This window comes from Neorhizobium petrolearium (assembly GCF_017873175.1).
GTDB classification, from domain to species: Bacteria; Pseudomonadota; Alphaproteobacteria; order Rhizobiales; family Rhizobiaceae; genus Neorhizobium; species Neorhizobium petrolearium.
The window spans coordinates 15,543-32,837 of sequence record NZ_JAGGJW010000031.1 but is presented as its reverse complement, the minus strand read 5'-3'; the positions used below and the strand labels follow the sequence as shown (position 1 = coordinate 32,837).

The 17,295-nt window shown below is 58.0% G+C and carries 14 protein-coding genes and 2 pseudogenes; 9 read left to right on the top strand and 7 right to left on the bottom strand.

The window, feature by feature from the left end:
* Window positions 1-80 precede the first annotated feature (80 nt).
* Window positions 81-260, bottom strand: a pseudogene (locus J2046_RS34430) (hypothetical protein); the annotation flags it as partial.
* Window positions 261-263: 3 nt separating this feature from the next.
* Window positions 264-665 carry a DUF6290 family protein gene (locus J2046_RS32515; protein WP_210058860.1) on the bottom strand — a complete coding sequence of 134 codons (402 nt, stop codon included), beginning with the start codon at window positions 663-665 and terminating at the stop codon, window positions 264-266.
* On the opposite strand from J2046_RS32515, the pseudogene J2046_RS32510 reads away from it, so the two are divergent.
* Both J2046_RS32510 and J2046_RS32505 read left to right on the top strand, forming a co-directional pair.
* Window positions 606-881 (top strand): annotated as a pseudogene (locus J2046_RS32510) (mobile mystery protein B); the annotation flags it as partial. The gene J2046_RS32515 and the pseudogene J2046_RS32510 sit on opposite strands and share 60 nt — an antisense overlap.
* Before the next feature lie 711 nt (window positions 882-1,592).
* Window positions 1,593-6,680, top strand: a complete 5,088-nt coding sequence (locus J2046_RS32505; protein WP_210058856.1) for an NACHT domain-containing protein — start codon at window positions 1,593-1,595, stop codon at window positions 6,678-6,680.
* Window positions 6,681-7,386: 706 nt separating this feature from the next.
* Here the strand turns inward: J2046_RS32505 and J2046_RS32500 are convergent.
* Window positions 7,387-8,538, bottom strand: coding sequence for an RHE_PE00001 family protein (locus tag J2046_RS32500; protein ID WP_210058854.1), 1,152 nt, complete (start codon window positions 8,536-8,538; stop codon window positions 7,387-7,389).
* A 179-nt stretch (window positions 8,539-8,717) separates the two neighbouring features.
* Here J2046_RS32500 and J2046_RS32495 point away from each other — a divergent pair, with 179 nt between their 5' ends.
* The 5 genes from J2046_RS32495 to J2046_RS32475 all read left to right on the top strand — a co-directional run bounded on the left by J2046_RS32495 (window position 8,718) and on the right by J2046_RS32475 (window position 11,124).
* Complete coding sequence (locus tag J2046_RS32495) at window positions 8,718-9,011, top strand: type II toxin-antitoxin system Phd/YefM family antitoxin (protein ID WP_210058852.1); 294 nt, start codon at window positions 8,718-8,720, stop codon at window positions 9,009-9,011.
* Window positions 9,008-9,385: a type II toxin-antitoxin system VapC family toxin gene (locus J2046_RS32490; protein ID WP_210058851.1), complete on the top strand. Its 378-nt coding sequence runs from the start codon at window positions 9,008-9,010 to the stop codon at window positions 9,383-9,385. Before J2046_RS32495 ends, J2046_RS32490 begins: the two co-directional genes overlap by 4 nt.
* 12 nt (window positions 9,386-9,397) lie before the next feature.
* A complete protein-coding gene (locus tag J2046_RS32485) occupies window positions 9,398-9,610 on the top strand; it encodes a type II toxin-antitoxin system prevent-host-death family antitoxin (protein WP_407722205.1) in 213 nt (70 codons plus the stop codon).
* An 84-nt stretch (window positions 9,611-9,694) separates the two neighbouring features.
* Window positions 9,695-9,985: a DUF7673 family protein gene (locus tag J2046_RS32480; RefSeq protein ID WP_210058850.1), complete on the top strand. Its 291-nt coding sequence runs from the start codon at window positions 9,695-9,697 to the stop codon at window positions 9,983-9,985.
* Window positions 9,982-11,124, top strand: coding sequence for a tyrosine-type recombinase/integrase (locus J2046_RS32475; RefSeq protein ID WP_210058849.1), 1,143 nt, complete (start codon window positions 9,982-9,984; stop codon window positions 11,122-11,124). Before J2046_RS32480 ends, J2046_RS32475 begins: the two co-directional genes overlap by 4 nt.
* A gap of 176 nt (window positions 11,125-11,300) precedes the next feature.
* On the opposite strand, the gene J2046_RS32470 is transcribed toward J2046_RS32475, so the two are convergent.
* Window positions 11,301-11,603, bottom strand: a complete 303-nt coding sequence (locus tag J2046_RS32470; RefSeq protein WP_210058848.1) for a hypothetical protein — start codon at window positions 11,601-11,603, stop codon at window positions 11,301-11,303.
* Between the two features lie 391 nt (window positions 11,604-11,994).
* On the opposite strand from J2046_RS32470, the gene J2046_RS32465 reads away from it, so the two are divergent.
* Window positions 11,995-12,477, top strand: coding sequence for a ProQ/FINO family protein (locus J2046_RS32465; RefSeq protein ID WP_210058847.1), 483 nt, complete (start codon window positions 11,995-11,997; stop codon window positions 12,475-12,477).
* Here J2046_RS32465 and repC read toward each other — a convergent pair.
* From repC to repA, 3 genes are all read right to left on the bottom strand, one after another.
* Window positions 12,470-13,753: a plasmid replication protein RepC gene (repC, locus tag J2046_RS32460; protein WP_210058846.1), complete on the bottom strand. Its 1,284-nt coding sequence runs from the start codon at window positions 13,751-13,753 to the stop codon at window positions 12,470-12,472. The genes J2046_RS32465 and repC overlap by 8 nt on opposite strands.
* A 158-nt stretch (window positions 13,754-13,911) precedes the next feature.
* Window positions 13,912-14,907, bottom strand: a complete 996-nt coding sequence (repB, locus tag J2046_RS32455) for a plasmid partitioning protein RepB (RefSeq protein ID WP_210058844.1) — start codon at window positions 14,905-14,907, stop codon at window positions 13,912-13,914.
* Between the two features lie 65 nt (window positions 14,908-14,972).
* Window positions 14,973-16,172 carry a plasmid partitioning protein RepA gene (gene repA / locus J2046_RS32450; RefSeq protein WP_210058843.1) on the bottom strand — a complete coding sequence of 400 codons (1,200 nt, stop codon included), beginning with the start codon at window positions 16,170-16,172 and terminating at the stop codon, window positions 14,973-14,975.
* A 616-nt stretch (window positions 16,173-16,788) separates the two neighbouring features.
* On the opposite strand from repA, the gene J2046_RS32445 reads away from it, so the two are divergent.
* Window positions 16,789-17,292, top strand: coding sequence for a helix-turn-helix transcriptional regulator (locus tag J2046_RS32445; protein ID WP_210058841.1), 504 nt, complete (start codon window positions 16,789-16,791; stop codon window positions 17,290-17,292).
* Window positions 17,293-17,295: the final 3 nt, after the last annotated feature.

Genomic DNA, 17,295 nt, shown 5'->3' with positions numbered 1-17,295 from the left:
TGTCGCGCGCAGCATCCAACTGCTCGTCCCCCCGCAAGACCTGCCAATTCTGGGCATAGAACAACCCGTCATAATCTCTGGGACGTCACACTAGATCCCGACCCGCCTTTAGACATCCCAACCTGGTGCTGCAGATTCTTCAGTCTCTTCTCAAGCTCTTCCTCGACAGCCCTCCCACGGCCGCCGAGCGTCATTTCGTGCAATAGCGCCGCGCGCCTTTGCTCCCATTCGCTTGTGAAAGTGCCGAAAAAGAACTCCACGGCCTACACCTCGCCTCGGCGCTCATGCCCGGCACGGCGCGAAAGTGTCCGCAGCTCACTCATTACAGCCGCCTGAATCCGCTGGACGTTGCCAAGGTTGATGTCCAGCTCTGAGGGATGGACACCCTTTCCTGCATTCAGGGAGCGGGCTACCTGATTCAAATTGATGCCGATCATCCGCATGTCTTCGAGCAACGCGGCCATGATCAACCTGTCTTCCGCAGTCAGAATGGGTCGAACGCCAGCACCCTCGAGGAGCAGCGAACGGAAAAAAGCAGACACACTCATACCGGCCGACTTGGCCGCTTCTTCGATGGCCGAATGCTCTGCATCGCTGACGCGCACGTTGATTACTGGATTGAACACAAGACCTTTCCACCGGATGAGATAGCAATCAGATTCCATCATCGCCTCGTCGCCATCCACCCGTTTCCGAACGGAAATGGACGGCAGGCACGTCTCGCAGCCGACCTGCTGATCGAGCGGCTTGGCGGTGATCCTTTTACCTGGGGCGGCGGCAGTCTGGCCAATGTTGGCGAATTGCGAGGACGCTACGTCGCCGCACTACGCGCGGCGGACAATCATGACATCGCTCCGCTTCTGGCATTCGCGCGCAGCTAACAGAACCAACCGCATCTGTGACAAAGACGGTCGGTAGCCACATGGCGCCCGATTGGCGGCACTCCAGGGGTCTTGGTCGATTCCGGGTTCGCGACCTAGCAAGGATGTCAGGGTGGGTCCCAACGCCTTGAAGGGGTACGAACCGTCGGCAGCGTTATTTTCGAAGCAGCGACACTGATTACACTTGAGAATCCCTACTGATCGATATGCGCTGCACTGACAGCCAATTTCGTCATTTCGGAATTAAGTTAACGCGCTTACGGACGGCGCGAGTGCGTAATCGGCGCCTGCCCGGAACCGAATGCCGCTCCGGAGCCCGCGGACTTACTTTTTCTTACACTTTGTCCTAGGGAGGGGTTGGTTGTGAAAAGATTGCCAGTTGCAGCGGTGCAAATGGCAGGCTAAAGCGACAACGATCGCGGCCCCGCGAATGGCGCCGCCGTCGTCCATGCGCAAGGCTTTTCCTCGTTCTTCAAGCGACATGAACCGTTAGACTGGACGCAACCTCGGCGCTTAGCGGCGTATTGCGGATGGGGCTATTAGTTGGGTTCAGCGTACCTTAGCGGTACGTTGTGCCACGACTGTGGTCGATGCCAATCCACGACACGGAACGAAGTTCGGAACGTCAAATGTCTCAGTCCACACGCAGCATCAACCGATCTGCCGCCGACGCATGGTCGCAGCTGGTCAAAAGCGGAGCCCTCGACATCGATGGCCGTGACAAAGAGTTCGGCTGAGCCGCGAGGGTTGCCGGGTACGGTCATCGATCGCGTGGCTTTTCAGCGGGGTGATGAAGGCTTCCCGCTGGATGATGTCATCGTCCATGCTCATGACAGGACAACGGGCGCCAAGGCAAGCCTCCAAATTCAGGTCAAACGAACAATTTCGTTTGCCCCTACAGATGCCGCGTTCAAAAAAACGGCAGAACAGATTGCACGCGCAATCGGTGCTACCTCTTTCTGGGATGAGCGCAATGAATTGGCGATTGCGACCGCCAGAGCGTCCCGGAAAGTCCATGGTGCCTACCAGGACGTTCTTCGCTGGGCACGCCAGATGGGATCAGCACTGGAGTTCTTCGGTCGCCTAAACAGGACAGGAGCTGGCAATGACGACATGCGTGCCTTCGTCCGAACGCTCCGTGATCACCTGCGTGAAGCCGGAGCAGATCATGGCGATGAGACGCTTTGGAAGGTTCTAGGCAGGCTTCAGATCCTGATTTTCGATTTTACAGCAGTTGGGTCTGCCAGCGAGGAATTATCTCGTGAGCGGGCGAGCCGTGTATTGGCGGCGGAGAAGGCTGATCAGGCATCGACCCTGTGGACGACGCTGATCTCAATTACGGAGGAAATTGCAGCCGATGGGGGCGATCGAGACTTTGAGCGTCTTTCGGCAGACTTGTCGCCCCATGGCCTAGCTGTTGCAGCGAATGCCAGACTAAAGAACGTCAGAGCAGCCATCTGGGAATCATCTTCCCTCGCGCTTGCCGATATCGACTACAGGATTGGCGATAGCACACTCGCCCGAACTGAACGGATTGAAGCCGTTAACTCAGCGCTTCAGAGTGGCCGCTACGTTGAAATTCGGGGCGAAGCAGGTGTTGGAAAGTCCGGTATACTCAGGCAGTTAGCCGAGCAGTATTCAATTGAAGGCCGCATTATTGTCTTGGCCCCGGGCCGGACACCACTGCGAGGCTGGCCGCAGATGAGGGTCGAACTAGGTTTCGATGGCAGCTTGCATGAGCTTCTATCCGACTTGGCCGCCGATGGCGGAGCAAGTCTGTTCCTCGACAATCTCGACTCATTCAGTGAACAGGAACGAAAAACCGTCAACGACCTCTTACGAGAGTCGTCGCGCATACCTGGTATGACGGTTATAGCGACCGCGCGTCGAAACTTTGGAATTGACGAGCAATCGTGGCTGGACGTCGATGCTATCAAGGTGCTTGATCCCGCAACACCTGTTATCATTGACGAGTTAAATTCCTCGGAAGTCGAAGAGCTTAGCGACGCTCAACATCGGCTCGCCTTTCTCCTGGCCGATAACCATCCGGCCCGCAAAGTCGTGCGAAATCTATATCGACTATCTCGCCAGATCGCTCAACCGCAAGGGCTGCCCATACCTACAAGCGAACTGGATATGGCCGAGCATTGGTGGAGATCTGCCGATGGTCCCAGGAACGAAGGGCATCGCCTCCGCGCCCGTGTGCTGCGTTCGCTCGCCAGCATGGCGATCAAAGGCGAGTTTGTTCTTGATGCCAGCAATCTGGACGCATCCGCCCTGGACAGCCTGGTGCGAAGCGAAACCTTGAGAGACTTAGGCAATGATCGAGTGGCTTTCCGGCACGATGTCCTGCGGGAATGGGCCATCGGCAACCTGCTTTCAGCCGATCCGCATTCGTTTGACGAGCTATCGCTCGGAAAGCCCGCTACTGCTGTAGTCGGACGCGGGGTCGAGTTGGCAGCGCGGTTTGCGTTAGAACGCGGCGAGTTCGCCGGCGGGTGGGGCAAGGTCCTTGAGCGGCTCTCGACCCCTGACATCCATGGCTCGTGGCGGCGCGCCGCCTTGCTAGCTATCGTCCATTCCGAGGCAGCGACAGAATTGCTTAGGCGAGAGGCCGGCACGCTGCTGGAAAACGATGCCGGTCTATTGCATGAGCTGATCCGAACGGTGATGGCCGTGGACGTCGAACCAGCTTCGTCTCTTTTCCTTCAGATCGGGATCAAGCCGGAACAGATACCGCCGGGCCTCTTTCTTCCCAACAGGGCATCCTGGCTGCATTTGATTCTGTGGCTTATCGATCTCGGAGCCAGTGTTCCTGCAAAAATCATCGATGACATCGCTGAGCTCTATACGAGCTGGATGCTTGCAACATTCGGGCAGGACCGCCTGACGCCAATCTTGCTTTCGTGCTTGCATAGATGGCTGGTCGATATCGAAGATGATGATCGCCAGGCGGAGCGTCAAATGAGCTACACAGGGTCATTTGGCTTCTTTGACGGCCAGCCCGTCGCAGAGAAGCTACGGACCGGGTTATTGCTGTTCGCATCGAAAAGTCCGGATCTTGCAATCGACTACCTCGAACGCATCCGCAAATACAAATACGATCGGGGTATCATAGCAGGATTGCTCAAATTTAGTGGGTCGCTCGCCCAGGCAGCGCCAAAGCAACTTGCCGAGCTTATGGCGGGTAGCCTGATCGCAGTAGAGCCAGAGGATCCGTTCGAACGGTCGTCGCAGCGCCTCGGGCCATTCACATATCTTGATAGCCAGTTCCTCCCAGATGGGCCGACGAGGGGACCTTTCCTGGAACTTCTGAGGCATTCGACGCCCGACGGCCTTGGCCTCGTCAAAAGACTGGTCAATCATGCGATCGCCTTCGGATCCGGTGGTCGGGATCCTGGCACCGATGGCTTTGTTTTGATTTTGGACGGTGAGGAACGTTTTTTTCCATGGCGCAACACATATCGGTGGTCTCGTGGCGACAGCGGATATTATGCCATGGGCTCCTCACTCATGGCGCTCGAAATGTGGGCGCATGAGCGCATTGATGTCGGCGATGATTTCGAAGACATCCTAAAGACAGTGCTGGGGCCGGTTGGATCTCCCGCTGCCTTCCTTTTGATTGCAGTCGATCTGATCATTTCCCATTGGCCAAAGTCGAAAGAGATCGCGACTTCTTTCCTCGCCAGTCCCGAGCTGGTCAGCTGGGATCGTAACCGCGTAGCCCGGGATAGTTTCGACACGCGCGATCTGTTCGGTCTGCGAGCCATGCGAAGTGACCCGGCAAGCCTTGCGGCGGAAGCGGCATTGAAGTCGCGCCCCTCGCGTCGCCTGCCGCTAGAGAGCCTCTATCACGACTACACAATCAACGGGCCGGAGAGCCTTAGGCTCAATCTTGTTGGGAATCTCCAGTTGGCGGCCCAACGGCTTGGCGCCCCGGAACCAACTGCAAACTTTGCGGACCCAGAATTCATGGTCCAACACGCCCTGAATTTGTTGGAACCTGCCAACTGGATTGAACAGGAGTTACAAGCGGAAGGTGGCTCGGTCACACGTGGCCGCCAGTACATATCGCCTGAAATCGAGGCAACACACATTGCCAGGATGAACGAGGGAGAGGCATCTCGGATCGAGCACGCAAACCTGAGTGCGCTTTTGACAATGGCCATGGATAATTCCTCCGGGACACCCATCGATCTGCCGTCGAGGGGCGTTGAATGGGCTCGAAAACAATCAACGATTACCGGGGAAACCGCATGCGACGACGACAGTGATGATGAGGCGTTCGTCAATCAGGAGGCGATCCGCGCAGCAGCGTTAATCCTTCTTCGGGACGGATCGGACGAACTGCGACAGAAGCATGGTGCTTGGGCCGAGGAGCTCCTGACCAAGGCACTTGGCGCCAAGGACGACGCGGCGCATCGCGTCCGTGGGGGTCTACGGTTCAACCCAGTTGCGACTGCGTTCGCGGGACTGGCCGAGCTTTATCTGCGCGATCCGACAACCGCGCGCGTTCGGCTGCTCCTTGATATCGCAGCCAGAGAGAGTCCCGCAGGAGCCCATGGCTTAGCGACTGTCATTGGAAAGCTCAATGTCCATGACGAGCGACTACCAAGGGCAATCCTCCGATGTGCATTGAACGCATGTATCAAGCCCATAAAACTTTGGGATGATCCGGACGAGAGTGAAAAGCAGCGCGCGGACTATGCCACACGACAGGCGGCTGTCGTGAACGCGGAGATTGCCTGGCTCAAAGGCGAGAATGAAACCGAACCGCAGTGGCCGGAATTTTCGACGGAAGACGAAGCTCGCGGCAATCGCAGGAACCGGCGGCGTCTGACCCTCGGAAAGGCGCCAACATCCGCGCCCAAACAGAGAAAATTTATCCGTGCGAGCACCTTTATCGATGACCAGGCTGCCGCGCTTTGGATGAGCACCCTACAGATTGTTACGGACGTCTCCAACATAGTGTGGGTTCGAGATCTTTTGTCAGCTTATAAGGATTTTTCAGCGTCGCTGAACGGAAAGGGTCTGGATACAGACGAAGAGCTATCCCGCACCGCCTATGAATGGAATGCGCAGTATTACCCGCTACTGGCGAAATCACTCGGCGGGCTCTCAATCTCCGAAGTCGGAGCTTTCTCACTCAACGACATCATCAGTCTTCCCGATGAGCCGTTTTTCGATGTCATGCAGGTGTTTCTGCGAGCTGTAGATCTCGTCTACTTCCGAAGTGGAGAGCTTGACGACGTTGCGCCAGAAATTCGTCGACAGCTCACAGAAAGGCTTATCGGGACAAGGGGGTGGGACCGTCACGTTGGACGGGCATCGGGCACGGTCGAAGTCCATCTCGGGCCTGCTCTCGCAACATTGCTGTTCAACGACTATGTTCTGACTCAAACATCCACCTATCTGAGACATGAGGATCTGGCACGCTTCAATCGTATCATCCCTCAGCTTCAGGATTTTCTCGCCAGGAGCCCAAGCTTCTTCACCGCGATTTTCACGATGAACACGCTCGAAGCCATGCCAGAAGCGAGCTTGCTTCCACTTCTCGTAGCTGGTAGCCGAGCATGGCTAACCGCTTATCCCGATAATGTTGACCTTTGGATTGAACGGAAGTTGGGGCAACGCATTTGCGCGTGGCTCGGCGAGATCCTGACCTCAAGTCCCAACGCTCTCGCCTCTGATCAACCCGTGCGAGACGAGGTCGACAACCTTCTTGCTCTCTTGGTGCGAGCAGGCGTTCCGGAGGCTCGCCAGTTCGAAGGTATTTTAGCGGGCGAATTGCCGAGGTAAACGCCTTTTTTCACCGCTGGACACTCAAACTTTGTAGCCCTTTGACTAGCGATTTCGATGGCAGTCCGAACTGGCGTTCAAGTCGGAAGCCGAAATGGATGGATGGAACAATGCCTTCGAACGCCCCTCGTCCATGTGTATGTGCGACTGGTGACATCCGCTATTTCCGCGCGGGACGTTGCCAGGCGTGCGAGGGTCACGGAATTCGAAATCAATCGAGAGAGAAGGTCCTTGATCACAATCGGGTTGTGCGACGGCCGACATTGGACGAGTATCTCGCTTTCGATGGAGCTCATTGTAAGAATATCTATAGGAGCCTACCTGAACACTGGCTTTGCCCAGGATGTTTACGCACAAAGTGCCAAGTTCTTAGATGGACCACGCTTTTCCCGAAAAACCCCGCGGCACGGAGCCCCGGTTGGGCAGGTGGGTATCACTCGCATCATGATCATTCTGGCGACAAATACCTCTGGAGCGGGACGCCTAGCTTGTTCACGCCGAGATTCGAACCGACCGTCATCTGTGAGCAATGCAACTCTGCGGATGCAGCCGCTAAGCGAAAACTAAAGCTTCCCTCGGAGTTTTCATTCTCCCCATTGGAGATCAAGCAATTCGTGACCGCATACCCACACGGAAAACACTTGATCGATTATCGCGTAGCGCTGTCAATCTACGCTGGCCTGAGCGGCTTGCCGTGAAGATACGTCTAAATGACACCCCATGCGCGAAACCTCCCCCTCCCCGTCATCTCTCGCAATCCCAATTCATCCACAATCCGCAGCGCCGCCCGCGGCGTGACGGCAAGCTCCTTCGCGATCATACCGGCGGAGACGAGCGGCCGCGAGATAACCAACTCGATCAACCCTGGGAGTTTTGACGAGGTGCGCTTCCCGACCAGTTTTCGCTCCATCATTTTTCGCGCCAGCGCCAGGCGATCATGTTCCTTCAGGCCGAGCTCCGCCGCGGCGCTGATACCGGCGAGCATGGCCAGCAGCCTGGTTTCGCGATCGCGATGCCGGCGTCGATCGACGGGCACAGTTTTGAGGCCAAAATTGAAGGCGGCCAGATGCGTCGCAGTCGTCAGCCCAGCCTGACGCAGGATCGATCCTGCGAGAAGCCGACCGAGCCAGGCCGCATGCTGCAGTACCGATAATTCATTCCATGCATCGAGGGCGACTACCGCCTGCAACGCCGCCGGCAGGTCTTGCATCTGCCGCAGCACGCCGCGCCACTCGTCGAGCCGCTCGTCCTCATCCCAGTCGAGATCGTAGACCATCGGATCCTTTTCGCGGCCGCCGACGCGGCCGGTCCGTTTTGCTTGTTCGATAGCAGCGTCCGAGCGGGCGAGCACCGCATCGATGGCAGCGAACTCGGCGTCGAGTAGAATACCGCTACCATCGCCGTCCTCCCCCTCCCCTTCTCCGGCCGACGCCATGTCCGGCTCTCGACCATCCACCTCAACAGGACTTCCGGGAGGAAGCTCGTCAGCGGCCGCCCCAGACGTAGTCTGGCCGCGGAGGCTGCGAAGACCGTCCGGCGACAGCGCCCAGCCGGGTGTCTGCGCGGCGATGCGCCGGCGGGTTTTCAGGACGTCGCGGGCGATTGTCAGCTCATGGGTCGGCGTGCGGATATCCTTCGTCGCGTCGTGCAGGACGAGGTCCTCGAGATGGACGAGTTCTCCGTCGATCCACAGCGAAGCGCAGGCGTCGGTGAAATGCGAGCGTTCGACAAAACCCTCACCGACCGGTGAACGGGCAATGCGCTCGTCCAGACGGGACAAAGCTGAGCCTGCGTCTGAAATCGGTCTCAGCAGGCTCTGGATGGGCAATTTGGCCAAATCGTAAGACATTGAAATCATGGTAAATGATTTGCTACACGGACACTAGTGAAGGATTTGTGTCCGTCACTGCATAGTTTCATGGGTCGAGGTCCTAACCATCGATAAGTAACCCTTATCGGAAGTGACGTGTACATATGGATTGTACGCGCCTGACAAACCTGCTAGTCTCGCCGGATCGGCAACAGGCGGAGGCAATCATGCCGCAAACCAGCTACAAGATCAGCGAGGCGCGCAGGAACTTCGCTGAGGTCCTCGAACGCGCCCACCAGGGCGAAGAAATCGTCATCATGCGCGGCAACGATGTTTACGCCCGCATCGGCCCGGCCGACCCTGCCGGTAAACGTCCCTTCGGCCTGTTGCGCCGGCGCGGCCTGCCCGACGATCTGTTCGATGATCAGGATGTCGAGCAGGCGGCGATCGACGCCGGCGACTTCAACGACGATACCGGCGTCTGGAAGGGCGGACCGGCCGGCCGCGAGTCCAAGGCATGAAGGTTCTTCTCGACAGCCACGCCGTCTACTGGTGGACGATCGGCAGCGACCGGCTTTCGTCAAAAGCCCGAATGCTGATCGAGGACAAGGCCAACATTATCCTGGTCAGCGCCGTGTCCTTCTATGAGCTGGACAACAAGATGCGCCTGAAGAAACTTGATTTGAAGCCGCAGGAATTGCGCGCCGCGGTGACGGCCAGCGGGCTGCAGGCGCTTGCCATCAGCGATCTTCATGCCGAGCTGGCGGCCTCCTTCGACTGGGATCACCGCGATCCCTGGGACCGGATTCTCGCTGCCCAGGCCCGGCTGGAGCATTGCACTTTTGTCTCGACGGATGTGGTCTTCGACGCGGTGCTCCATGAACGTGTCTGGTGAAATGCGCTGAAGATGAAGATCCTGGTTGAAACTACCGAGGCCGCGGAGCGGCTCGAGGAATTGATTGAACTCTCTGTGCGGCAGGATGAGATCCTGATCTGCCGCAAGGGGCGGCCGATCGCGGCGCTGACATCGATCGCCAGGGAAAACGGGACGATGGACGCGTTCCTGAGGCTGGCTGCCGAGGGCCGGGGTCCCCTCCGATGCGACCTCCAGCCACGATGATCTCTATGACGAGCACGGCCTGCCCAAATGAGGGCTGTGAATTGCCACGCTCAGCAACCCGACACGATCGGGGAGAGGATTGTTATGGAAGACCGAGTGAGATTTGCCCTCGAAAAACTGCTGAATGTCGCCCATGAGGATACCGGACAGGGCCGGCGCGTCGCCAACTTCCTGCTCGCCTGGTGGAACGCCGAGGAGCATGGCGGCTTCGATCTGACCGATCTCGCCAATGTCGATCCTCACATCGGCGAGGACATGGCGACGATCTTCACCTTTCTCGCCCGCGAAGAGGATGTCGTCTACCCCTATGATTACCGCGGCGAGATCGAAAAGATCATCGCCCGCTGGCGGCCGCAGAGTGAGACGTCGCGATGAAGGCCGGACGCGCATCCGCCGTCGACCGCCGTGCCGGGGAACTCGACACCATCGCCGCTGTCCTGCCGGCCGATCGCCGCGATGAACTTGCCGAGCTGCTCACCGATCAGGATATCGGAACGCTTCGCCATCTCGTCAACGAGGGCATGGGCGACAATACGCTGCGGGCACTGACCTCGGACCTCGCCTATCTGGAGGCCTGGGGGCTGGCCGCCACCGGAAGCCCCCTCCCCTGGCCGGCCCCCGAAGCACTTCTCCTGAAGTTCGTCGCCCACCACCTCTGGCGACTCGAACAACGTGAGGTCGAGCCAGACCATGGCATGCCGGCAGCCGTCGAGCAGAGCCTTCGCGATCAGGGCTTCTTGCGATCAAGCGGACCCCACGCACCGTCCACCGTGCGCCGGCGGCTGGCGAGCTGGTCGACGATCACCAAATGGCGAGGCCTCGAAGGCGCTTTCACCGCCCCTCCCCTCAAGTCGGCAATCCGGCTTGCGGTAAGAGCCGCCGCACGGCCGCGCAAACGCAAGAGCGCCAAGGCCGTGACCGCCGACGTGCTCGACCGCATCCTTGCCACCTGCCAGGGCGATGGCCTGCGCGATCTGCGCGACCGTGCTCTGCTGATGGTCGCCTTCGGCTCCGGTGGTCGGCGGCGAAGCGAGGTTGCCGGATTACGCCGCGACCAGATTACCGTCGAGGAGCCGGTGGAATTGCAGGATGGAACGAAGCTTCCCGCGGTGTCGATCCAACTCGGACGGACAAAGACCAGCGATGGCGACCGCGAGGAGGTCGTCTATCTGACCGGGCAGCCGGTCGAGGCCCTCAACGAATGGCTGGCGGCCGCCCGGATCTCCAAGGGGAGTGTGTTTCGGGCGATCGACCGGTGGGGCACAGCCAGCCGGCGGGCGTTGGATCCGAAGGCGGTCAACGACATCGTGAAGCGGCGGGCGAAAATGGCGGGGCTGGAGCCTCGCGAATTTTCGGCGCATGGCCTCAGATCCGGCTATCTCACCGAAGCCGCCTTGCGTGACATTCCGTTGCTCGAAGCGATGGACCAATCCCGTCATCGCTCCATCCAGCAGGCATCGAGCTACTACAACAGCGCCACCCGGCGCAGCGGTCGTGCGGCGCGGCTGATTTGATTGACTGCAAAATCCGAGGTACGACCTCCCTGTTAGCGGCACTGACGATCCTTCGGACATCAGCGACAGCGAAGACGACGGGTAATTATTCGCCGCTGCCTTGCGGAGTCCCGTCGTTGTACCTTACGAATCGTAACGGTCAGATTGAGCATGGCGGATCGAGAATGGCCTACAAATCAGCAAAAGTTGATCTCAGGAAACGGTTCGAAGCGCGTCAAAGACAGCGCGCCGCGGAGGCCGCGGGTCGCAGGGAGCGGCAAAGCATCGAAGGGCGACAAATGACGCTTCCATGGAAGCGGAAATCGGACCCGTTCATGCTCCGGCGATATGTGGAAGCTGGGGCATTGATTGGACAAATTCTCCTTTCCTGGCTTGTGGTCGCGATCTTCTGGGGTGCGTTTCCCGCTTCTTGGCCGACCATCGGGCTTGCGATTGCCGTTGCGATCTTCACTCTGCAGTTGACCTTTTTTCTCGGCCAAGTCCTCCTCATCAACGGATTGGAGGACTGCCATCTTGAGACTGCGGATCGGCTGATTGCTATGTTTCGTAGGAACCGTCGCTGAGAACGGCATCTTACACGCTCTGACGCGACTGGGCTTTGCCCTCCACAGGCGACGCTCATATTGCGGCACGCCGACGGCTTTCATTGCCTTGGAAAGAGCACAGGCCGATCTGCTGCAAACGTGCATCGACGCATGGAAATCTCCCTCCCCGGCTATCATATAGGGTCCCTAACGTCCCCGTCGCATCGCTCAGACTTGAGCGCCGAGCGGCAGAAGACGACCGGGGCGCCGGTACCGGAGGCCGGGCGGGGACAAATTCGGTTCACAATAGGAGTTTAAAGAGGCTCCAGCAAAAGTGGGAGAGGGAATGGATAAGCCCTGGACGATCAGCTGCGGACCGATTGCGGCAACCGACGCGGATATACGGAAGGCGGAGGTGATCAACTCGCTCCTCACCCGCCCGATCGGTATTCTTCCGGCAGCGCCAGGCGATCCGATCCGGCCGTTTGCCATCGGGCTCTTCGATGAGATACGTCCGCTTCTGAAACCCGACGTGGGTGTCACCCGGCTGCGCCGCGCCGTCGGTGCGTTCGTCCACACCAGACGGTATTATTTCGCGAGCGCCCAACCCGATTCCATGCGACACGATATCGACGGCAACCCGGTGGAGCCGCTCTCCGCCGCCGACAGACTGGTCGCCCAAAAACGCTTTCTCAGCCTGAAGCGGAGGGACGTCCAGGATCACCCGGCCGATGCCGAAACTGCACCACCTCCGCCTCCGAACAAGACCGACAGGATTCGAGCGACTCTTCTCGGTGGCACGAGCGCAATGGGCCGGACCGTCAGCTGACACGCCGGGCCACCGCTCCGTTAGCGCGCAGCAGTGCCATCAGCATCGGGCCGAGCGCGAATTCCCCCCGTTCGGCCCGCCGTGTGAGATCGCGTAGATATCCACCCGCCGAGTTGATGTGCCCTCCCCGTTCGAGAATGCAGGCCAGTACCGTCGCGGCATTTTCCGGTCCCATAGTCGCGCAGGCCTCCTCGTAGGCCGACGGACTGACCCCCAGCATCGAACGAACGACAACCGCGGCCGATTGCAGATCGCGCCAGTTGTTGATCGCCCCTCCCCCCGGCAGGTAATCTGAAATTTGCGGGCAGGCTTGCAGCACCAGGCCGAGCGGGAACGATTTCAGGCTGCCGCGCTCTTCCGTCCCTCCCCTCTCGGTCCTCGATTGTTTTCGTCGGGTTATCGGGCCTTGCGGTTCGGCTTGGTCGTCGATGTGGACCTCGGATTTCGCGCCTTGCTTCGTTTCGAAGCTTGGTTCAGATTCAGAGTTAGAGTCGGGTTTTGAATTCTGTATATGCCGCTCATTTTGATAGGCATTGCCGCTTTGATTTTGTGCTTTTACCTGATTTTCCAGTTTGTTAACCACGTTTTCGCGGAGAAACTCCATCTCATCCAGGCAGCTGCGGAGTTGATCTACTGTCGGAAGCCGCGGAAGACGCTGCACAAGGCTACGAAGATCCTCGCTTATCGCCACCCAGTCACCGGACACACCTTCGTCAAGCGCTGCCTCGACCAGCTTTGTTATATCACGCCGGCAGAGTGTTAGCCGCTCCTTCAGCCGCAGCAAAAGCAGCCGTTCAGCCACCACGTCCGCCGCCAGCCGCTGGATCTCTTCCGATCGGGCCAAGAGAGGTGCCAGGGAGAAGCCGAAAGCTTCATTGATCTCGCCGGCCCTATCCTTGTGCGCATAGCGCTTGCCGTTCGGGCTGTCCTTCCGGATGATCAAGCCTGCTTCGATGAGAGCGGTCAAGTGTCGCCGGATCGTCTGTTCCGCCATGCCGTGCGTGCGCAACGACAACTCGGCGTTCGAAGGAAAGACGATGAGTCCGCGCTCTTCAGCCAACTCCCTGGGGGGATAGCAACTCAACAGCGCATTCAGCACGGCGAGCGCTCTGTCCGAAACCCCGAGCAGAGGCCTGGCCTCACAAAGCGCCCGATAGAGCTTCCATTTATCGACCGACTTTTCCGGTTCGATCTCACACGACGCGACCTGACTTGCAAACATGCCAAGCGTCATCGGCCGCCGCCCAAAGGGCGTCGTCACACTTCCACTCTCCATTTTCCTTCACCTTCGCTAAGGCAAAAGAAGTCAGCTCGCCAAAATGACGCTCAAGGACTCTTGACTGTGAGTCGGGGAAATGCGATTCTCGATCTTGTCACAGATAACGAGAGAGGCTTCCACGACGGCGACGTTTGGGGGCCTTTTTCTTTTGCGCGCTAGTCTCCTTGTTTCATTTCTGATGATCGGAACGCCTCGTAGAGGCTCTCCAGATTAGCGGTAATCCATGCACCAAACGCTGGCCCTTTCGGCGCTGACAAAACCAAAGTCGTAGACTTGCCTGTCGCTTTCTGTGCGACCGTCACTGATTTGTCTTCGGTCGTCCACAGCCTGCGCGGCTGGACATTGGAAGCCTTTTTTACGGGCTTCCTCGCCCCCTTGGTAAGGTGATCGAAAAGCAGGTCGAATTTCTGTTCCAAAGGCGCGGTCGCGAACTCTTCTTCCTTTACAAAGGACTCAGCCGCTGCCTTGTTCTTTGGAATTTCGACGAGCTTGCGCATCTGAAGCCACCGGTCGCGGCCAACGCCCTTGGCAGGCCCAACTGCCGATATCACCTCAGGCGGGATTGCTTTGGGAATGGTCAGCATTTTCGACAGAGTCTGATAGTCCAGCGACAAAGCCGCCTGGATCGTCTCGCGACGATAGCCAAGATTCTCCAGGCGATCCGCAAATGAGACACGCTCGATGAAACTCAAGTTCGCTCGCGCCGAATTTTCCTGGCCTTGGCTTATGACGTGGCTTTCGTCGTCAATCTCCTTGACGATTGCGCGGACTTTCCGGCCAAGTTCCCTTGCGACGCGAACACGTCGATGCCCGTAGACGATCATATAGCGGTCTGGTGACTTCGGGTTTGGTCGAACCCGAACTGGAGTATCTTGACCCTGTGCCTTTATGGCTTCGAAGAGTTCGCGATAATCATCATCCTCCTCATCGGTCATGCGGTCTGAGATGAACGATCGGTCGAGAAGCTCCGGGTCGAGTTCAACAATGGCCTCGCCGTCCGCCACTTTCGCCGCCTGCCGCGCGAGCTCGTCGATTGAGCTCGAAATGGATTTCGAGGCCCCGAAGCGGCGCGGGGCAGGGGAGACCTCAGCGGTGGCATCCTCTGTCGAGATATCCTGCATCACCCGGTCGAAAATATTCTTTCTTGCCATTACCCGTCCTCAGAAGAAGCTAACTATCTGTATAACAGCGCTTTTTTTGGGATTTAGACTGCAGTCTATTTTATCCTGCCCCAAGCCTCATGGATAAGTTCGCGGATTTCGCTGTTCACAGCCTCCATCGATTCCATCGCCCGATCGTATGTGGCGCGGTTCATCGCGGATCGCTCCACCTCATACAAGGTCTGTTTTGTAAGCCCCGCGTCCGAGATCGCGGTCGACTTCAGCATCTCGTTTTTGAGCATCTGGGGGGTCAGCATTGACTGCATAAACCCTACCATCTGCGCCTGCGGCAGGTCGGTGGGCTCGTACCGAGTAATCAGATAACGAAACCAATCGAGGTCAACATCGCCGCCCGCCTGCTTTACGGTCTTGATAATGTCACCGAGCATCAACAGAAACTGGGACATCGACATGAGATCCAGCATCTGCGGATGGACGGTGATCAAGACGGACGTGGCGGCCGACAATGCTGTTAGTGTCAGGTATCCAAGCTGCGGGGGGCAATCGAGCACGACGACGTCATAGCGCGCGTCAACCTCGTCCAGCGCGTTGACAATCCGATTAAAGAACAGCTTTCCCTCATTGCCTTTCTGCATCGCGAGAGGCGTGTCGTACTCATATTCCTGGAGTTCCAGGGACGCAGGAACGATATCGAGGTCCGGAAAGTTCGTCGGTCTTATAAGGGTGGAAATGGGAGCCCGACTGTCGTCGTACCTGATGGCTTCATAGATCGAGAGATAATGATCGAGTTCGGGTTGGATGCCATATAGCGCCGACAAGGATGCCTGGGGATCGAGATCAATCGATAGGACCCGATGACCCGTTAACGCGAGATGCTGGCCGAGATGCGCTGCTGTAGTCGTCTTGCCAGAACCACCTTTGAAGTTGACGACAGCAATGACCTGGAGCTTCTCGTTCCCGCGGCGGGAGGGAACATATTTTTTCACTTCGGAGCGCCCGTTCTGATCGAGCCATCGCCGGAGCTCTCGGATCTGTTCAGCCGAATAGCTTCGCCGACCTCCTGCATGCACAGTCGGCTCTACACCTTTGCCTTCCAGGTGCAGTTTCTTTAGATTGCTCGTGGAGACACCAAGAAAGTATGCTGCCTCAGCCAACGAGAATTGACGCAGGGTCTTCTTTGCGTCCGGTGGGAAGTTTTCGATCCGCAGCTGATTCAGCCTTCGGGAGATCTCTCGGCCCTGTGCAAGGATCGTGTCGTCAAACCCAACCTTCGTCTGGGCGGCCACCGCGTTCATCAACTTTCCCCAAATAACGGCATTTGGCCAGAATTGGCCCGAATGCCGTCATTATCCGCGATTCTCTCCATCGCGCAAGGAATTTAAGGTTAACGGGCAGGTAAGATTTTGAGAAGGGGACGAGATATCGCTGCGGAGTTATCCCACAGCGAGCTTCATCGTCGGGGGAATCACACCTTTTTGCGCATGACACCGGATGGCTTGGGGTCGACTATCCCAGCGCTCAGCTCGATGAATTCACCCCGAAAATGCCATAGAAATTGAAACTGACTACGCGCCGCTTCTGTACCACGAACCGTCGCGATCAGACAATCGAGGTTGTCTCTTCCGCAACCGACCACACGTTCTGATCCGGCAATTTTCGCAGAGCGCGAACGGGTTTATCGCGAATTCATGAACGCGAACCTTCCGATCTGCGAGAGCCGGAGGTTGTCTTAACAAAAGCCCGCTCTGTGAGCGTTTGCTGAACCAAATTGGCTCTGGTCAAAACCAGCACATCAGCATAAAACCGCGCAATCTGTATTGGCTTCTATCCAAATTGGCACCCAAGCGGGTGATGCCAGCAGATTGTGATGTGAGCATAATGCCGCGAGCGATTGAGTCTAAAGGAGGGTCGGTGACGAAGGATCTGACGAGCTACAAAATTTCACGTGGTCTGGTGGAGACGACCGATCCCGAACTTGAAAACAAGCCGATCTGTCGGCGACCGGGCTTCGACGGCATCACAAGCCTTGGTGAAATGGAGGAGAGGATCTCGGCCTTTCTAAAACGGGCGAGGGAACGCGAGGGTCTGACCCGCGGTGAGCTCGCGCCGATGCTTGGCCTATCGGAGTCGGTCTACGGACGATACGAGCGGGCGTTCTCAAAAATGACCGTCACGCGGATGATCCACCTATGCGAACTCCTGGGCTTCACGCCGATGGACATGATCTTCGACGCGGCGCCGCATCTTTGGGGCCGGACGGAGGAGGAGGCGAGGGACCGCCTGACAATTGCCCATCTCCTGCGCAACATACCCACCGACACGCTTCGCGACCTTATTCGCATCCTCACGAAGCTCGCGCCCGAAGACGTCGAAAAATCCGCGTCCAAATCAGACCACGGGAGTGACCGGGGATAAAGC

Bases quoted from the DNA above. Each gene is read 5' to 3' on its own strand.
- repB (WP_210058844.1), bottom strand. From the start codon at position 14,907: ATGGCAAGAAAGAATATTTTCGACCGGGTGATGCAGGATATCTCGACA.
- J2046_RS32515 (WP_210058860.1), bottom strand. From the start codon at position 665: ATGGAATCTGATTGCTATCTCATCCGGTGGAAAGGTCTTGTGTTCAAT.
- J2046_RS32495 (WP_210058852.1), top strand. From the start codon at position 8,718: ATGCCGCAAACCAGCTACAAGATCAGCGAGGCGCGCAGGAACTTCGCT.
- J2046_RS32500 (WP_210058854.1), bottom strand. From the start codon at position 8,538: ATGATTTCAATGTCTTACGATTTGGCCAAATTGCCCATCCAGAGCCTG.
- J2046_RS32485 (WP_407722205.1), top strand. From the start codon at position 9,398: ATGAAGATCCTGGTTGAAACTACCGAGGCCGCGGAGCGGCTCGAGGAA.
- repA (WP_210058843.1), bottom strand. From the start codon at position 16,172: ATGAACGCGGTGGCCGCCCAGACGAAGGTTGGGTTTGACGACACGATC.
- J2046_RS32465 (WP_210058847.1), top strand. From the start codon at position 11,995: ATGGATAAGCCCTGGACGATCAGCTGCGGACCGATTGCGGCAACCGAC.
- J2046_RS32480 (WP_210058850.1), top strand. From the start codon at position 9,695: ATGGAAGACCGAGTGAGATTTGCCCTCGAAAAACTGCTGAATGTCGCC.
- J2046_RS32505 (WP_210058856.1), top strand. From the start codon at position 1,593: ATGGCCGTGACAAAGAGTTCGGCTGAGCCGCGAGGGTTGCCGGGTACG.
- J2046_RS32490 (WP_210058851.1), top strand. From the start codon at position 9,008: ATGAAGGTTCTTCTCGACAGCCACGCCGTCTACTGGTGGACGATCGGC.
- repC (WP_210058846.1), bottom strand. From the start codon at position 13,753: ATGGAGAGTGGAAGTGTGACGACGCCCTTTGGGCGGCGGCCGATGACG.
- J2046_RS32475 (WP_210058849.1), top strand. From the start codon at position 9,982: ATGAAGGCCGGACGCGCATCCGCCGTCGACCGCCGTGCCGGGGAACTC.